Annotated in this window: 11 protein-coding genes; 3 read left to right on the top strand and 8 right to left on the bottom strand. The window is 74.3% G+C overall.

The features are described 5' to 3' along the window. Positions 1-1,111 precede the first annotated feature (1,111 nt). Positions 1,112-2,428 (top strand): HNH endonuclease signature motif containing protein, encoded by a 1,317-nt coding sequence (locus tag D450_RS0103205; protein WP_017537235.1) that lies wholly within the window; start codon positions 1,112-1,114, stop codon positions 2,426-2,428. A gap of 1,180 nt (positions 2,429-3,608) precedes the next feature. Here the strand turns inward: D450_RS0103205 and D450_RS0103200 are convergent. After that, on the bottom strand, positions 3,609-4,049 hold the full coding sequence (locus D450_RS0103200) for a protein-tyrosine phosphatase family protein (RefSeq protein ID WP_026128355.1): 441 nt from the start codon (positions 4,047-4,049) through the stop codon (positions 3,609-3,611). A gap of 228 nt (positions 4,050-4,277) precedes the next feature. On the opposite strand from D450_RS0103200, the gene D450_RS0103195 reads away from it, so the two are divergent. Further along, the gene (locus D450_RS0103195) at positions 4,278-4,886 is read left to right on the top strand and encodes a hypothetical protein (protein WP_241483037.1); all 609 of its coding nucleotides are present in this window, start codon (positions 4,278-4,280) and stop codon (positions 4,884-4,886) included. Positions 4,887-6,454: 1,568 nt separating this feature from the next. Next, entirely contained in the window at positions 6,455-8,773 is a 2,319-nt protein-coding gene (locus tag D450_RS34425; protein WP_017537232.1) for a transglycosylase domain-containing protein, read from the top strand. A 177-nt stretch (positions 8,774-8,950) separates the two neighbouring features. Here D450_RS34425 and D450_RS0103185 read toward each other — a convergent pair whose 3' ends face one another. The 7 genes from D450_RS0103185 to D450_RS0103155 form a co-directional block, all read right to left on the bottom strand. Next, entirely contained in the window at positions 8,951-10,015 is a 1,065-nt protein-coding gene (locus D450_RS0103185; protein ID WP_017537231.1) for a hypothetical protein, read from the bottom strand. After that, positions 10,012-10,740, bottom strand: coding sequence for a class I SAM-dependent methyltransferase (locus D450_RS0103180; protein WP_026124668.1), 729 nt, complete (start codon positions 10,738-10,740; stop codon positions 10,012-10,014). Before D450_RS0103180 ends, D450_RS0103185 begins: the two co-directional genes overlap by 4 nt. Positions 10,741-10,760: 20 nt before the next feature. Continuing rightward, positions 10,761-12,026, bottom strand: coding sequence for a glycosyltransferase family 4 protein (locus D450_RS0103175; RefSeq protein WP_017537229.1), 1,266 nt, complete (start codon positions 12,024-12,026; stop codon positions 10,761-10,763). Between the two features lie 77 nt (positions 12,027-12,103). Next, entirely contained in the window at positions 12,104-13,000 is an 897-nt protein-coding gene (locus D450_RS0103170; protein ID WP_017537228.1) for an SDR family NAD(P)-dependent oxidoreductase, read from the bottom strand. Beyond that, positions 12,993-14,036: an MBL fold metallo-hydrolase gene (locus D450_RS0103165; RefSeq protein WP_017537227.1), complete on the bottom strand. Its 1,044-nt coding sequence runs from the start codon at positions 14,034-14,036 to the stop codon at positions 12,993-12,995. The genes D450_RS0103170 and D450_RS0103165 overlap by 8 nt, the downstream gene beginning before the upstream one ends. A gap of 30 nt (positions 14,037-14,066) precedes the next feature. Next, the gene (locus D450_RS0103160) at positions 14,067-15,245 is read right to left on the bottom strand and encodes a lipid-transfer protein (protein WP_017537226.1); all 1,179 of its coding nucleotides are present in this window, start codon (positions 15,243-15,245) and stop codon (positions 14,067-14,069) included. Beyond that, positions 15,242-16,549 carry an OB-fold domain-containing protein gene (locus D450_RS0103155; protein ID WP_017537225.1) on the bottom strand — a complete coding sequence of 436 codons (1,308 nt, stop codon included), beginning with the start codon at positions 16,547-16,549 and terminating at the stop codon, positions 15,242-15,244. Before D450_RS0103155 ends, D450_RS0103160 begins: the two co-directional genes overlap by 4 nt. Positions 16,550-16,570 lie beyond the last annotated feature (21 nt).

The raw sequence follows: 16,570 nt of genomic DNA, 5'->3' as shown, positions 1-16,570 counted from the left end.
GGGAGCGGCGACGGCACGGCCGGTGCCCCGCTCGCTGCCGCTTCCCGGCCGGCGGGGCTTCGCCGGTCGAGCAGATGGCGGCGACGAGGGCCGGGCGGTTCCCCGGGCTTGCCTGTCGGGTGGCGGGGCAGTGACGGAGGAGCAGGGGCCCTGCTCACGGCCCGTTCCCGGCCGGCGGGTCGTCGGAGTGCCAGGATGGGAGCGGTGACGACGAAGCGGGGCGGTTCCCCGGTGCCACCGGTCGGCCGCCGGGCCTCTGCGGTACCGGCGACGAGCAGCGACGACGGCACGGCCGGTGCCCCGCTCACTGCTGCTTCCCGGCTGCCTGGGCCCCGCCGGTCGAGCGTGGGCGNCGACGGCGAGGCGGTGTGGTTCCCCGGCCCTGCCTGTCGGGCGGCCGGGCCCCGGGCGGTCACGAGTGGGGGCGACGACGAAGGCCGGGCGGGTCCCGCCCGCCCCGGCCTGTCGGGCGGGCGGCCGGCGCCCGGCCGGGGCGCGTTCTGGCGGCCGCGGCCACTGTTGCGCCGCGCGGTCGGCGCCTGCGCGGGAATCGATAGTGGTGAGATCGCCACCCGATGTGCGATCGGGTGGTGAGATCACCACTATCGTTCGCCCCTGCTGTCTTCCGGCTGGCCAGGCCGCAGGGGCACGTCTCCACAGGGCCGGTGGCGGCCCTGCCGTGCTCGTGCCGGGTGCCCCCGTTCGGCTGCCGGGGCGGCCTGGGCGGTTTGGGAACGCATCGGTCCTTACCGGTGCCCCGCTCTGGAACGGGTACCCCTCCGCCTTTCCAGGACGTCCTGGAAAGGGCGAGGCGCCCCGATTCCAAGGCGCCTGGAAAAGGAAAGCGATCCGCTCTGCAGGGCCCCCTATGCTAAGAAGGCGCCGCCATTCCAAGCCGCCTTTGCTGGGCAATGCCTCAGCACCCTCCGGTCAAGATCAACATGTGTTCTGACCTGCGACGATCGTGCTTCCTGGAAAATCTTTGGGGAATCTTCCGCCGGGCACCCAAAAATGGTGGCGGGTGGTTCATAATGGGTGTATGGCAGATCAGCGGCACCCCGGTGTTCCGGCCGGATCTCCCGCAGAGGGGATCCGGACCGGGATCGATGGTGTGCTCGCCGAGGCCGACCGGGCTGGGGACATGGAGGTGGCACCGGGCCACCGGGACATGCTCACCGCCACCATGGAGGCCCTGGCTTCGGGGCTGGATGCCCTGGACCTTGCGGCGGCCCGTTTGGCCGCGCGTATGCGCGGGGCCGGGTGTCTGTCAGGAGCGGCCTCCTCCACCGTGACCGGATTGCTGCGCGATCAGGGGCGCCCGTTGGCCCAGGCCAAGGCGATCGTGAGGGTCGCTGAGCACCTGGACGACTACCCGGCCTCGGTCGGTGCGGTCGAGGCGGGAGAGATCGGTTTCGCACAGTTGGCCCGTATCGTCGAGGGATGCGAGAAGGCCGCGGCCGGTCGGTGCATGCAGGAGCACCCCGGCGTGGAGGATTTTCGGGAGGCGGCCGAGCCGATCTTGCTCCAGGCCGCGCGCGGCGGGGCCGACGAGCGGATGCTGGGCAGGATCGGGCGCACTCTCGTCGAGCGGGTATCCCCTCGGGTGCACGAGGAGGAGGACCGGCAGGCCTACGGAGCGCGTGAGGCACGGTTCTCCAAGAATGCCTTCGGGTTCGCTCTGCAGGTGCAGGGAGATGCGGCCTCGGAGGAGATCATCCGCACCGCCGTCGAGGCCCACACCGCCCCGCCGGATGAGCGCACCCCGGCCCAGCGGCGCTTCGACGCCCTGGTGCAGCTGTGCGAGAACCGCCTGGCCGCCGAAGGCCTTGAGGTGCCGGTGCCGCAGGAGGGCTCCGACGCCGCCACCGCCCTGGCAGCACCCCGCGTAGAGCAGGGAACCCGCCGCCGTGGGGTCCTGCGTCCGCAGGTGAGCGTGGTGGTGCCGCTGGAGGCCCTGCTCCTGAAGGAGGGGGCCGAGCCCGCGACCACGGACCGCGGGCGCCTGCTCCCGCCCTCGGCTGTGCGGGCCTTCGCTTCGGACTCCATCGTCCGGCGGCTGGTCACCGACCCCGTCGAGAGCGTGGTCGACATCGGCCGGGCCCGCCGCACCTTCCCCTCCAGGGTCCGCCAGGCCCTGGCCGCCACCGCCCCCACCTGCCAGTGGGAGGAGGGCTGCTCGGTCCCGGCCCGGTGGTGCCAGGGCGACCACCGCACCGAGTGGTGGGAAGGCGGGGCCACCACCCTGGGCAACGCGCAGCTGCTGTGCGGGCGGCACAACCGGGAGAAGCACCGGGCGCGGGCTGAGGCCCACTACCGGGCCAGCACTCGGCCGCCGAACCGGCCCCGGAAGGGAACCCGGGACGGGCGCACCGGCCCCGGGCGCGGGGGAAACTCCGGTGACAGGGGTGGAACCGACCCACCCGGGTGATCGGGTCCCTCCGCGCATCCCTGAAGCGCCACCCCACCCTCCGCCTCCTCACCAAGGGGCCCTGCCCGAGTGAGCCCGTACCCACAGCCTGCCAAGGGCGTCCCGGCCCGGGCCCGCTCCCCGCGTTCCTGCCCCCAGCACCACCCCCAGGGGCGTCCGCGCCGGCCGCGGCCCGACCCACCGGACAGCACCCCGCCCTTCACCCCGAGGACGTCGTGTCACCACCCCGCAGACGGACAGGCCCCGGTCGTGTCCGCTGGCGTGGTGGAACTCTGCGGGCCCGGCCGCCCCCGGGAGCACTGCCCGCCGCCCGCACCGACACCCTTGTTGATCTCGGGGAAGTCGGGGTAATACTCGCCGGTATTACCCCGACTCTCCCGAGATCAACGGCGAGGAGGGGGCGCGCACCCGGGGCGAGGCCGCCGATCGCGCCGCAGCGGCCGCACCGCTCACAAGGACGCGGCCGAAAGCTCCACCACTCCAGCGGCCACGACCCAGGCCCCGGGCTCCGTCCGCCGCCTCCACCGCGCCCTCACCGCACACCGGCCCCTGCGGACAGCAAGGCCGGGCAAACGCCCTGGACCGGGGTACCCCTCTGCCGCCCCGTGCCCCCGCGCCCCATCGCTCCCGCCCGCCCGGCAGCCGACAGCGCCGTGACCGGAACCTCCCGGCTCCGTCATCGCCGCCTGCCCGGCGACCATCCGCACGCCCGGCGCCCGGCAGCGGCGTCCGACACCCCGGCGCCATCGTCCTCGTCGCTGCTGCCCACCCCGGCCACCGGCGGCCCGCCACCCGGCCAGGGGCCGTGAGCGGGGTACCCGCTACTCCGTCGCCGCCCCCACCCGAGACCATCCCCACACCCGGCGGACGACAGCGCCGCCAGCAGGACGACCCGCCTTCGTCGTCGCCGCTAGGGCATCGACCGTTCGCGCACCTACCAGACGACAGGGTTGCATCCGGTGCCGTCGACCTTCTTCATCGCTGCCTGCCAGGTCGTCGGCCTCAGGGCTGACGGGCGGAGCCGTGTGGTCGGAGAGAAGGCGTCGGGCCGTCGGTCCCTCAGAGGGCCGGTGCGGCCGGTGCGGCCGCTACCGACCTGGAGAACCGGTCTGGAGCGCGCGTTCGGTGGTGTGGATGGAACCGATTTTCTGTTCCTACTGTGAAAGAGGCTTCGCCTGTGCTACTCGTCTGCCGTGGGACGGAAATGCCGGATGTACCACCGCTGCCACGGGGTCTCGACCGAGCGGTGGTCGTAGTTCCGCCTCACGTATTCGACGGCCTCATCCGGTGACAGGCCGTCGAGTACCGCCATGCACGCCAGCGCGGTGCCGGTACGCCCGATACCCGCCGAGCACGCCACCTCCACGCGTTCCTGCCCGGCCCGCCGCCACGCCGTTCTGAAGTGTCGCTCGGCGTCGGGGTCGGTCGGCAGGAGAAAGTCGGGCCAACGCACCCAAACGCTGTCCCACGGAACACTCGGAGGTTGGCGTCCCTGCAGGTAGAGGCCGAAGTCCGGGCGCGGGCCGGTCGGTTCTCGCCGACGGAGCCCCCTTCCGCGCACCAGGCGTCCCGAAGGCAGGGCCAGGACGCCCGGTGCTCCGGGATCCCATGTCGTGGACACGGCCGATTCTCCTTTCTTCGGCAGGTGGCGAATCCTGCGCGGTGGTACGGGGAACGCTTCTCGGGGCACATTCCCGATCCTTCGGAACGTCTTTCTCCATTGCGGGCGAACGGGAGGAGGGAAAGGGCTTCCGCAAGGACGGCGATCCGGGAATTCAGGGCGCCGGCCGACCTTCCCGGGGCTATGATCCCCTCACTTCGCTCATCACCGTGCTCGGAGGGGAGCGGCATGGGCAGACATGTGGCCGCATGGTTGGCGACCCTCGCTGTGGACATGGTCGCCGTTCCCGCGCTCGCCTACCTCTTCGGCAACGCCGGCACCGCCCTCGGCATGCTGGGCGGCGGTGTGGCGCTGACAGGGGTGGCGGTCGCCGCCGTCGCCAACGGCGCGGTCGGGGGCCTGGCTCTCGCTCTGCTCGTCCCGGCCAGTCTCGTCGCCCCGGCCGGGGTCGTCACCACCGCCGAGGTCGCCGCCGAACGTCCCGTCGCATCCGTCGTGCGCGGGGACGACGCGGGGTCGGGCACGACCCTCCCGCTTCCGGACCGCGCCCCGGGTGAGGGCGAGGCCGGTCCCCCTGGAGAGGCATCACCCTGCGCCGACCCCGACCCGGTGAGCGGCGAGTGCCCGCCGACGGCCGTCCCCGGCCCGGACGGCGGCGATCCGGCGGCCCCCGCCCCCGGTGCGTCCGAACCCGCCCTCACCGATCCGGACGAGGCCGAACTCGACGAGGCCGAGCCGGGCCTCCCCGCCCCGAGCGGTGCTGAGGGCGGCGGCACGGACGGCGGCGCTGAGGACGGTGTCCCGCAGGAGGACGCCCCGCAGGAGGACGTCCCCTGACCGGACGGCCATGATCACTCCCTGGAATGGCTTGACCCGCTTTCGGGCGGTGTGCGCCGAGCATCTTCACTCACGGTGAACGCGCGCTCGGTCCTGGGCAATATGGGCCCCCGCCTCGCGGAATAAGAGTCCTGTAAGAATCGGCCGCTGACCATTCCCCGCGACGTCGGGCGGGGGCGGGGCCCGGTATCGTGTTGGCGGGGTTTTCGGCGGTATCCCCCGCAGCGCCGTTCCCCACCCGAGATTTCTGCTGAACCGATTCGGCCCGCGTCTGCGTCACACGTCGATGTAGACGCAAGGGGGATCGAGGATTCCAGGGGGCCTCCAACTGAGTGACAGCACCTACGGCGCCGGCGACGACGAGCGGCGCCCCGAGACGCCAGAGAACGACGAGACCGCCGCGGGTGCCCCCGCCGATGAGGGGGCGCCGGCCGACGCGGCGGTCGATGGCGTGCCCGAGAAGGGCAGGCCGGAGAGCAGGGAGTCCGAGAGCGAGGAGCCCGAGAACGAGCGGTCCGAAAGTGCAGGGGCTGAGGGCGCCGAGGCCGGTGAGGCGCCGCTGAGCGGCGATGACGAGGACGACGCCTCCGGGGACGCGGAGGGCGTGGGCGCCTTCAAGGACAGCGGCAGCTTCTTCCGGGACAAGGTCGCCCAGAGCCTCGCCGCGCAGGGGTTCAGCCTGCGCGACGACGGGACGTGGGACGACAGCGCCTCTGCGGTCCCCAAGGGGGACGACGCGGAGAAGGCGGCCGAGAAGGACACCGAAGAGGGGTCCGTCCGGGAAGAGGCCTCCGCCGCCGCAGCCGAGGACGACGCTTCCACTGCCGACGCTCCCGCCGCCGACGACGCTCCTGAGAAGGAGGCGCCGAAAACGGAGGGCGCGGACGCGGAGGACCAGGAGAGATCCGGCGCTTCCGGGCCCGGAGAGGAGTCCGAGTCCTGGGATCCTGAGAGCACGGCGGCCTTCGCCCCGGTCTTCGACGACGCGGACGACGCAGAGGCGGAACGGACGAAGGGGCAGGAGGAGGCCGCGGGGGCCTCTGGCGGCCCTTCGGCGACCGAGCCTTCTGCCGGCGAGTCCGACGAGCCTGTCGAAGACGTGCCTTCGACGGCCGGGGCCGATCCTGACGGCGACCCCGAGAGCACGGCCGCCTTCGCGTCGGTCGCTGGCATCGCCTCTGACGACACTTCCACGGAGCTCTCCGACGACTCCTCCGACACCGTCGCCGGTGATGCGCCGGACACGGTCTCCGAGGAGAACAAGGCCGGGAGCGGGTCCGCCGGAGGATCCGAGGAGCCGGAGGAACCGGAGAAGCCCGAGGTCTCGGGCGCCGCCGCCGCAGGTGNCCCCCGCCGCTGGTGCGGCGGCCGCAGGTGTGGTGGCGGGCGCCGCCTCCGGGGCATCGGAGTCCTCGCAGGACCACTCGCAGGGCCAGGAGTCCGCTCAGAACCAGGGGTCCTCTCAGGAGTCCGACGAGGGGACCCGAGAGTCCTCCGGGGACAAGCCCGTCTACGCGGTCCCTACGCCGTCGCCGCCGCCTTCGCCGGAGGGGGCGGGAAGCGAGCCGGTGACGGGCGCGCGGAACCTGCTCCGGGCCAAGGTGCCCGGCACGGGCAAGGGCGGTGACGGTGCGCCCGGAGAGGCCTCGGCCGCGGCCTCCGGCGGCCCCGGCAAGGGGAACAAGGGGCCGAAGGGTCCCAAGGGCCCCAAGGGGCCGAACGGCCCGGGCAAGGGCAAGAAGCCCAAGAAGCCGATGTGGTTCCGGGCGACGCGCGCGCTGCTGATCACCGCGGGTGTGTTCGCGGTGCTGGGCATCGGCGCGTTCCTGGTGGCCTACAACTCCTTCGACGTCCCCACCACCGCCAAGGCCGAGGCGACCGACCAGGGCTCGATCTTCTACTACGCGGACGGGGAGACCAAGTTCGCCGAGCGCGGTGTCGACCGCGATCCGGTGACCTTCGACGAGATCCCCGACCAGGTCCAGGAGGCGGTGATCTCCGCCGAGGACCGCGGCTTCTGGACCGAGCCGGGCGTGTCACTGTCGGGCACCGTCCGCGGTGCCTGGTCGACCTTCACGGGGCAGCAGGTGCAGGGCGGCTCCACGATCACCCAGCAGATGGTCCGCAACTACTTCGAGGGCGTCTCGAAGGAGCAGACCGTCTCCCGCAAGCTCAAGGAAATGGTCATCGCCCTCAAGATCGACCAGTCCGATGAGTACGACAAAGAGTGGGTGATGGAGCAGTACCTGAACACCATCTACTTCGGCCGCAACGCCTACGGCATCCAGGCGGCCGCACAGGCCTACTACCACAAGGACGTGGGCGAGCTCACCCCGGCGGAGTCGGCGTTCCTGGCGGCCGCGATCCAGCAGCCGACCAAGTTCGGCATGGCGGACAGCGACACCACCCCCGAGATGGAGAAGCGCTGGAAGTACGTGGTGAACGGGCTGGTCTCCGAGGAGATCATCACCCAGGCCGAGGCCGATGAGATGGAGTTCCCCGAGCCCGAGGAGTCCCGCCCGTCCGCGGGGATGGACCTCAGCGGCTACAAGGGCTACATGCTGCAGCAGGCCATGGCCGAGCTGGACGGCATGGGCTACACCGAGGACAACATCAACCGCAACGGCTACAGGATCGTCACCACGTTCGACAAGGACCTGATGGACGCCGCCGTCGAGGCGGTGGAGAGCAACGTCGACGTGGAGAACCTGCCGGACGGCGTCTACGCGGGGCTCACCGCGATCGACCCGTCGACCGGAGAGGTCGTGGCGTTCTACGGCGGCCAGGGCTACAACGAGAACCAGTACGACAGCGCGTTCCGCGGTTCGGCCCAGTCGGGGTCGGCGTTCAAGCCCTACGTGCTGGCGGCCGCCCTGGAGTCGGGCAAGAGCCTGAACACGACCGTGGACGGCTCGTCCCCGCAGTGGTTCGGTGGACACAAGGTGACCAACAGCCACGCGGGGGGGCCGCAGAACCTGATCGTCGCGACGCGGGACTCCAGCAACACCGGCTATATCAACCTGGCGCTGGAGACCGGCCTGGACAAGGTCGTGGACATGGCGCACGCGGCCGGCATCCCGGAGAACAAGATCACCGAGGCACAGGCGGCCGCGCCCACCCTGGCGCTGGGCGTGTCCGATGTCAGCGCGGTCGACCAGGCGAGCGGCTATGCCACGTTCGCCAACGGCGGGGTCCACATCGAGCCGCACGTGGTGCGCGAGATCGTCGACTCCGACGGGGAGAACCTGCGGGAGAAGCCGGCGGAGAGCCGCGCCATGAAGGAGGGCGTGGCGGCCGACGTCACCTACGCCCTGCAGCAGGTGGTCACCTCGGGAACCGGGACCTCCGCGCAGCTTCCGGACGGGCGCCCGGTGGCGGGCAAGACGGGGACCACCGACTCCAGCGTCGCCGGGTGGTTCGCGGGATACACCCCGCAGCTGTCCACGGCGGTGGGCGTGTACAACGGCAACAACCAGCCCTTCACCCTGAACGGCACGCAGGTCTACGGAGGGAACTACCCGGCGTCGATCTGGCGGTCCTTCATGGCCACGGCGATGGAGGGCGTGGACCCGGAGCCGTTCCCGTCCCCCAGCTACGGCGGGGAGACCGAGAACTACGCCCCGGACGTGCCCACCGAGGACCCGAATGCGGGCCAGGAGCCGCAGCAGCCCCAGGAGCCGCAGCAGCCGCAGGAGCCCCAGGAGCCGCAGCAGCCGGAGGTCCCGGCGGACCCGGACCCGACCGGCCCCGGTGACGGCGGCGGGGAGGTCCCGCCGGACGGCGGTGACGGCGGGGGCGAGACCCCGCCGGACGGCGGCGACGGAGGCGGCGATCCCCCGCCCGAGGGCGGGGGAGGAGGGGGGGACGACGGCACCTTCTTTCCCTGAACCGCCTCCGGAGGACCCGGAGGGTGATCAGCNCGATCCCCCGCCCGAGGGCGGGGGAGGAGGGGGTGACGACGGCACCTTCTTTCCCTGAACCGCCTCCGGAGGACCCGGAGGGTGATCAGACGCCGGAGCCGCGCCCCTCGTAGGGGGCGCGGCTCCGCCGCGTCCAGGGCCGCGTCACAGGGGGCAGCCGCACAGGCCCCGGGGGTCGGGCCCGGGCTCGCCCCAGTCGGCGGTGAACGCCTGGGCCCCCGGCGTGGTGCCGGTGAGGGCGTCGGCGGCCAGGATGACCGCGGCCGCGGTCCAGGTGCTGCGCTCCACCGGCCAGTTGACCTCCTCGGCGAACTGGTAGCCGGTCCAGTAGGCGCCGTCGTCGGGGTCGCGCAGGTGGGCGATGTCGGCGAGCAGCCGGGTGCCGCGCTCGGTGTCGCCGACGGCGGCCAGCGCCAGCACCAGTTCGGAGGTCTCGGCGCCGGTGACCCAGGGCTGGTCGCTGACGCAGCGGATGCCCAGCCCGGGGACGACGAAGGTGTCCCAGCGCTCGTCCAGGCGCTTGTGCGCCCCCGGCCCGCGCAGCGCCCCGCCCAGGACCGGGTAGTACCAGTCCATGGAGAAGCGGCCGCGGTCGGCGAAGACCTCCTCGTGCGCGGNNNCGCCGGCGCCCCGCCAGTCGGGGCGGTCCTGGCCCAGCCGGGCGCCCAGGGCGGCGGCGCAGCGCAGCCCGTGGTGCACGCTGGCGGACCCGGTGAGCAGGGCGTGGTCGCCGGGGGAGCCGTCGGTGCCGCGGGCCCACAGGATCTCGCCGCGCTCGGTGGCCAGCCCCAGGGCGAAGCCGATGCCGGCGGCGACGGCGGGCCACATCCGCGCGGCGAAGGCGGTGTCGCCGGTGACGAGCAGGTGGTGCCAGACGCCGACGGCGGGGTAGGCGGCGTGGTTGGGTTCGCGGTGCGCCTCGGCCACGCGGCCCTGGCGGAGCTTGGCGGGCCAGGACCCGTCGGCGTTCTGCACCCCCGCCAGCCAGGTGTAGGCGCGCCGGGCGGCCCCGTGGTGGCCGGCGGCGGTCAGCGCCATGGCGCACTCGACGTGGTCCCACACGTCGAGGTGGCCGCCGGGGAACCAGGGCAGCGCCCCGCCGGGCTCCTGGCTGGCGAGCAGGTAGCGGGCGGAGCGGTCGATCTGGTCGGCGGTGAGGACGCCGGGGACCTCGAGGGCGGCGGGGGCCTGGGAGGGGGCGGGGCTCATGCGGGGCCCGCGGGCAGCGGCTTGCGGACGTAGACGACGACGCTCTTGCCGATGACCGGGTTGAGCGCCTTCTCGGCCAGCCGGGTGGCGGGGGGCGCCTGGAGCATGTCCCACACCAGCATGCGGTGGTAGGCCTTGACGGCGGGGTGCCGGTCGTCGTCGGTGCCCACCGCGCACTTGAGCCACCAGTAGGGGGCGTGCAGGGCGTGCGCGTGGTGGTGCGGCCCGATGGCGAAGCCGGCGGCCTTGAGCTTGGCCTCCAGCTCGGCGCGGGTGTAGATGCGCACGTGGCCGCCCTCGACGGTGTGGTAGTCCTCCGACAGCGCCCAGCACAGGCGCTCGGGCAGCCAGCTGGGGACGGTGACGGCGGCGATGCCGCCCGGGCGCAGCACCCGGTACAGCTCGGCCATGGCGGCGGTGTCGTGCGGCAGGTGCTCGAAGATCTCGGCGGCGATGACCCGGTCGAAGGAGCCGTCGTCGAAGGGCATGCCCAGGGCGTCGCCCTTGACGGTCTCGGCCTCGGTGCCGGCGGGGGCCTCGCCCTCGGCGCGCATGGCGGCGAACATGGTCGCGACCTCGGCCAGGTCGTTCTCGTTCTGGTCGAAGGCGACCACGTCGGCGCCGCGCCGGTAGGCCTCGAAGGCGTGGCGGCCGCCGCCGCAGCCCAGGTCGAGGACGCGGTGGCCCGGGCCGACGGGGAACAGGGAGAAGTCGACGGTGATCAGTGCAGGCTCCTTCGGGTCTGTCAGATGCTTGCCGCGTACCGGGCGGCGGTGGCCTCGGCGACGGCGCGCCAGGTGAAGCGGTGCTGGACGCGGTCCCAGGCGGCGCGGCCCATCCGGGTGCGCTCGGCGGGGTCGTCGAGCAGGGCGCCGATGCGGGCGGCGAGCTCCTCGGCGTCGCCGGGTTCGGTGAGCACGCCGGCGCGGCCGTCGGTGCCGACCACCTCGGGCAGGGCGCCGGCGCGGCTGGCGACGAGCGGGGTGCCGCAGGCCATGGCCTCCACGGCGGGCAGCGAGAACCCCTCGTAGAAGGAGGGGACGACGGCGACCTCGGCGGAGGCGATCAGGCGGCCGAGCTCGGCGTCGTCGATGCCGCTGACGAAGGTGGTGTTCTCGCGCAGGGAGAGCTCGTCGACCAGGGTGTCGGTGGGGCCGCCGGGCTTGGGGCGGCTGACCAGGGTCAGCGAGACCTCGCGCTCGGTGGCGAGCTTGGCGACGGCGCGCAGCAGGGTGGCCACGCCCTTGAGGGGGCTGTCGGCGCTGGCGGTGCACACGATGCGGCCGGGCACCCGCCCGGTGCCGGCGGAGCCTCCGGCGGCACCGGGGTGGAAGTGGCGGGTGTCCACGCCGAGGGGGACCACGTCGATGCGGTCGCGGTCGACGCCGAACTCGCGGACGATGTCGTCGGCCGAGGAGCGGGAGGGGACCAGGACGGGGTCGAGGCGGCGGGCGACGCGCCCCTGCATGCCGACGAAGGAGTACCAGCGGCGCTTGGAGATGCGCTGCCAGCCGGTGGCCTCCTCCAGTTCGATGCGCCGGTCCACGGTGATGGGGTGGTGGATGGTGGTGACCAGGGGAAGACCGGTGCGGCGGAGCCCGAGCAGGCCGTAGCCGAGGGTCTGGTTGTCGTGCACGACGTCGAACTCGCCGCGGCGGCGGCGCAGTTCGCGCAGGGCTCGCAGGGAGAAGGTGAGGGGTTCGGGGAAGCCGGCGGTCCACATGGTGCCGACCTCCAGGGCGTCGATCCAGTCGCGCCACCGGTGCAGCGGGGGCGTGGCGAAGGGGTCGGCGTCGTTGTACAGGTCGAGGCTGGGGACCTTCTCCAGGATGACGCCGTCGTCGAGTTCGGGGTAGGGCTGGCCGGAGAAGACGGTGACCCGGTGGCCGAGGGCCGCCAGTTCGCGGGAGAGGTGGCGGACGTACACGCCCTGCCCGCCGCAGTGCGGCTTGCTCCGGTAGGAGAGCAGGGCGACGCGCAGCGGGGCGGGGGGCGGCGGGGTGTGCGGCATGGTCCTCGAACCCATCGGCGAAAAGTTACTCGGCAGTTTAGTACGCGGCCGTCCCGCCTGATCTTATGGTCCGGTCCTCACGCCAGGGACGCTGCCTCCGGGCAAGTGAAGCCGTGCGGGGGCAGGTCGGCGCCGCCCATGGCGCGGGCGACCTCGCCGGGGCCGGACCAGCCGCCGGCCGAGCGCAGCACGGTGCCGACCTCGGGCGGGCGCAGCACCCCGATGACGCCGCCGTGCACGAGCAGCACCTGGCCGCTCACCCCGGCGGAGGCGGGGGAGGCGAGGTAGGCGACCAGGGGCGAGACGTGCTCGGGCGCCAGCGGGTCGGGGCCCTGCGGCGGGGGCGGCCCGAAGACCTCGGCGGTCATGCCGGTGCGGGCGCGGGGGCAGATGGCGTTGGCGGTCGGCCCGTAGCGGCGCAGGGCCTGGGCGGTGGAGGTGGTGAGCGCGGCGATGCCGCCCTTGGCGGCGGCGTAGTTGGGCTGGCCGGGCGGGCCGAGCAGGAAGGCCTCGGAGGCGGTGTTGACGATGCGGCCGTAGACGGTGCCGCCGTCGCGCTTGGCCCGGGAGCGCCAGTGCGCGGCGGCGGCGCGCGAGGCCAGGAAGTGCCCGCGCAGGTGGGTGCGGACCACCGTGTCCCACTCCTGCTCGGCCATGTTGAACAGCATCCGGTCGCGGGTCGTCCCGGCGTTGTTGACCAGGGCGTCCAGTCGCCCGAAGTGCTCTTCGGCGGCGGCGACCAGGCGCTCGCCCGCGCCGTCGGCGGCGGCGTCGCCGGCCAGGGCGCGGGCGGTGCCGCCGCGGGCGCGGATCTCGGCGGCGGTGTCCTCGGCGCCGTCCAGGTCGGTGGCGACCACGCGGGCGCCGAGCGCGGCCAGGGCCAGGGCGTGGGCCCGGCCCAGGCCGCGTCCGGCGCCGGTGACGGCGGCGGTCAGCCCGTCCAGCGCCACCTCGGGCGGCTGCTGCTCATCCATGGGTCCTCCTCCAGGTCAGCACCCCCGCGGGGGTCTCGGTCACCGCGGCGAGGCCGCGGCGCTCCAGCGCGCGCAGGTGGGCCGCGGTCTCGGAGGCGGCCAGGCGGCGCTGCACGATGGGCATCCGGTCCCAGCCGTGCCGCCAGGGCAGGGCCGCGCACAGCTCCCACAGGGTGGCGGGGCCGGGCGCGGCCGCCTCCAGGGCGGCGGCGAGCGTGTCCAGCTTCTCCTCGTGGTGGGCGAGGATCCCGGCGACGCGGTCGTCCAGTCCGGTGAACCGGGCCTCGTGGGCGGGCAGGGCCTCGACGGTCCCGGGCCGGGGCACGGCGTCGGGCAGCCGGGCCAGGGACTCCAGGAAGGCGCCGAGGGGGTCCCGGTCGTCGGGGCCGTCGGTGGTGAAGGGGTAGAGCCCGATGTGCGGGGTGATGCGGGGCAGCACGTGGTCGCCGGTGAAGAGCCGGTCGGCGTCCTCCAGGTGCAGGCAGATGTGGCCGGGGGAGTGGCCGGGCGTCCACACCGTGCGCAGTTTGCGGCCGGGCACGTCGACGGGGTCGCCGTCGGCGAGCTCGGTGTCGGGTTCGGCGGGCGGGTCGAGCCGGGGGTCGGTGCGGGCGTACTCCTCGATCGCGGCCTGCGGGGCGCCCGCCCGGCGCAGCTGCTCGGTCTCGATGTGCAGGCCGCCGCCGGCCAGTCCGCCCAGCGCGTCGATGCGGCGCACCATCTCGGCGTCGGCGTGGTGCATGGCCACCCAGCAGCCGGAGGCCGCGCGCACCCGCCCGGCCAGGCCGGCGTGGTCGGGGTGGAAGTGGGTGACGACCACGCCGTGCACCTGCTCGGGGGAGGAGCCGGCGGCGCGGAGCCCGGCGTCCAGGGCGGCCCAGGACTCCTCGTGCTCCCAGCCGGCGTCGACGAGGACGGGCCCGCGGGGGGTCTCCAGTGCGTAGACGAGGGTGTAGCCGAGCGGGTTCGCGGGGATCGGCACGGGGATGCTCCACACCCCGCCGCCCAGGTCCTCGACACCAGGGACGGTTCGCATACGCTGCCTTTCGTAGAACCGAATTCGGTTCTAACTGTAGGCACCGAGCACCAGCCCGCTCGTGGGGACCCCGGCCCCCGCGGTGACGAGCACGTGTTCGACCCCGGCCACCTGGTTGGCGGCGGTGCCGCGGACCTGCCGCACCGCCTCGGCGATGCCGTTCATCCCGTGGATGTAGGCCTCGCCCAGCTGGCCGCCGTGCGGGTTGACCGGCAGCGGCCCGTCCAGGGCGGTGCGCCCCTCGGCGACGAAGGCCGGCGCCTCGCCGCGGCCGCAGAACCCCAGCTCCTCCAGCTGCATCAGGACGAAGGGGGTGAAGTGGTCGTAGAGCACCGCGGTCTGCACGTCGGACGGGCCCAGCCCGGACATCGCCCACAGCCGCCCGCCGACCAGGCCGGTCTCCGGCAGTCCGGCGCCGTCGCCGCGGTAGAAGGAGGTCATGGTCATCTGGCCGTCGGCCGCCCCCTGCGCGGCGGCGCGCACCACCGCCGGCGGTCGGCGCAGCGCGCGTGCGCGCTCGGCGGAGACGACCACCAGCGCCACCCCGCCGTCGCTCTCCTGGCAGCAGTCCAGCAGCCGCAGCGGCTCCGCCACCCACCGGGAGGCCTGGTGGTCCTCCAGGGTGATGGGGCGGCCGTGGAACCAGGCCCGGGGGTTGGTGGCGGCGGCGCGCCGGGCCTGGACCGCGACCCGGCCGAAGTCCTCGCCGACGGCCCCGTACACCTGCATGTAGCGGCGGGCCGCCACCGCCGCCCAGGAGGCGGGGGTGGCCAGGCCGACGGGGACGTGCCAGCCCAGCTCCAGGCTCTGGGAGGTGGGCTCGCCGCCGTCCTGGCGCACGGCCCGGCCGAACCGGCGCCCGCTGCGCTCGTTGAACGCCCGGTAGGCCACCACCACGTCGGCCTGCCCGGTGGCCACCGCCATCGCGGCCTGGGCCACGGTGCCGCACGCGGCCCCGCCGCCGTAGGGCACCCGGGAGAAGAAGCGCAGCTCCCCGGCGCCGATCTCGCGGGCCACCGCGATCTCGGAGCTGGCGTCCTGGGCGAAGGCGGTCATGCCGTCCACCTCCTGCGGCGCGACCCCGGCGTCGCCGAGGGCGTCGAGCACCGCCTCGGCGGCCAGCGCCAGCTCGGTGCGGCCCGACTCCTTGGTGAACGCGGTGGCCCCGATCCCGGCGATCGCCGCGGCCCCGGCCAGTGTCCGGCTCATCGGACCCCCTCCAGCTCGACGGTGGCGGTGGCGTGCGGCCCGAGTGCGGTGGTACCGCGCACCTCCACCCGGGTGGTGCCGTCCTCGGGCGGGTGGGCGGTGCCGGTGAGCACCAGGGTGTCGCCGGCGTGGGCGGGGGCGCCCAGCCGGAGGGCGATGCGCCGCACGCGGGCGCCGGGCCCGGCCCAGTCGGTGGCGTGCCGCTGGACCAGGCCCTGGGTGGACAGGATGTTCAGGAACACGTCCTGCGCGCCCTGGGCGCGGGCGCGGTCGGGGTCGTGGTGGACGGGGGTGAAGTCGCGGGTGGCCAGCGCCCCGGCGGTGACCGCGGTGCGGGTCAGCTCCAGCTCCGCCACGGGCAGCCGGCGCTGCCCGGCGGGGCGCCAGCACGGCAGCGCCGGGCCGTCGCCGATCCGCTCGAAGTCGACGCGCACCGCCATGCCGGCGTGCACCTCGCCGGGGGCGGCGCCCACCACGGCGCCGGCCACCCGCACCCCTTCGGGCAGCTCCACCACGGCCACCGGGAACGGCGCGGTGCGCCCGGGGACCGGCGGGTGGTGGTGCACCACGTGGCTGAACACGGTGCCCTCGCCGGAGGCGACCACGTGGTCGGCGGCCCCCGAGCGGCAGTGGGGGCACAGCGGGCCGGGCGGGTGGCGCAGCGCGCCGCAGTCGGCGCACCGGCGGATGCGCAGCTCCCCGGCCTCGGCGCCGTCCCAGAAGAAGGCGGTGTCGGCGTTGCGCGGCGGCCGCGGGGCGGACGGCGCGGGACCGTCGGGGGAGGCACTGCCGGGGGAGGCGCCTTCAGGGGAGGCGGGGGCGAACTTCAGGACGCGGAACGTCATCTCCCCGACCCGCTCGGCGCCGCTGTACCAGGCGGTGTGCCAGGTCAGGAAGCGGCCCGTGCCCAGGGCGGTGGTCTTGGGGCCGCTCAGGCCGCCGAACCGGGTGGCCGAGCGCAGCGACTCGCCGAAGCGCGGGTAGCGGTCGTAGGCCTGCACGCAGTCGGTGGCCACGACGCCGGTCAGGCCGTGCGCGTCCAGCGCGCCGAGCAGCTCGTCCACGGCCGAGGCGGTGGGGCGCGGGTCCTGGCCGGGCATGGTCCACACCTGGAGCATCGCCGGCGGGGCCAGGCCCTCGCGCAGGTAGAGCGGGTTGGCGTCGCCCATCGCCTCCAGCCAGTGGCGGACCATGGGGGCGTTGACCGGGTCGGGGGCGGGGCCGCCGTCCACCTCCCCGCGGGCGCGGGCGGCCGCGGCGAGGCCGTCGAGGTCGGGGGCGGTGTCGGTGTCGGTCGCGGTCACGCGGGCTCCTCTCGGCGGGGG

The sequence above is a fragment of the Nocardiopsis halophila DSM 44494 genome (assembly GCF_000341245.1).
Classification (GTDB): Bacteria; Actinomycetota; Actinomycetes; order Streptosporangiales; family Streptosporangiaceae; genus Nocardiopsis_A; species Nocardiopsis_A halophila.
This window is presented reverse-complemented; position numbering and strand designations above follow the sequence as displayed.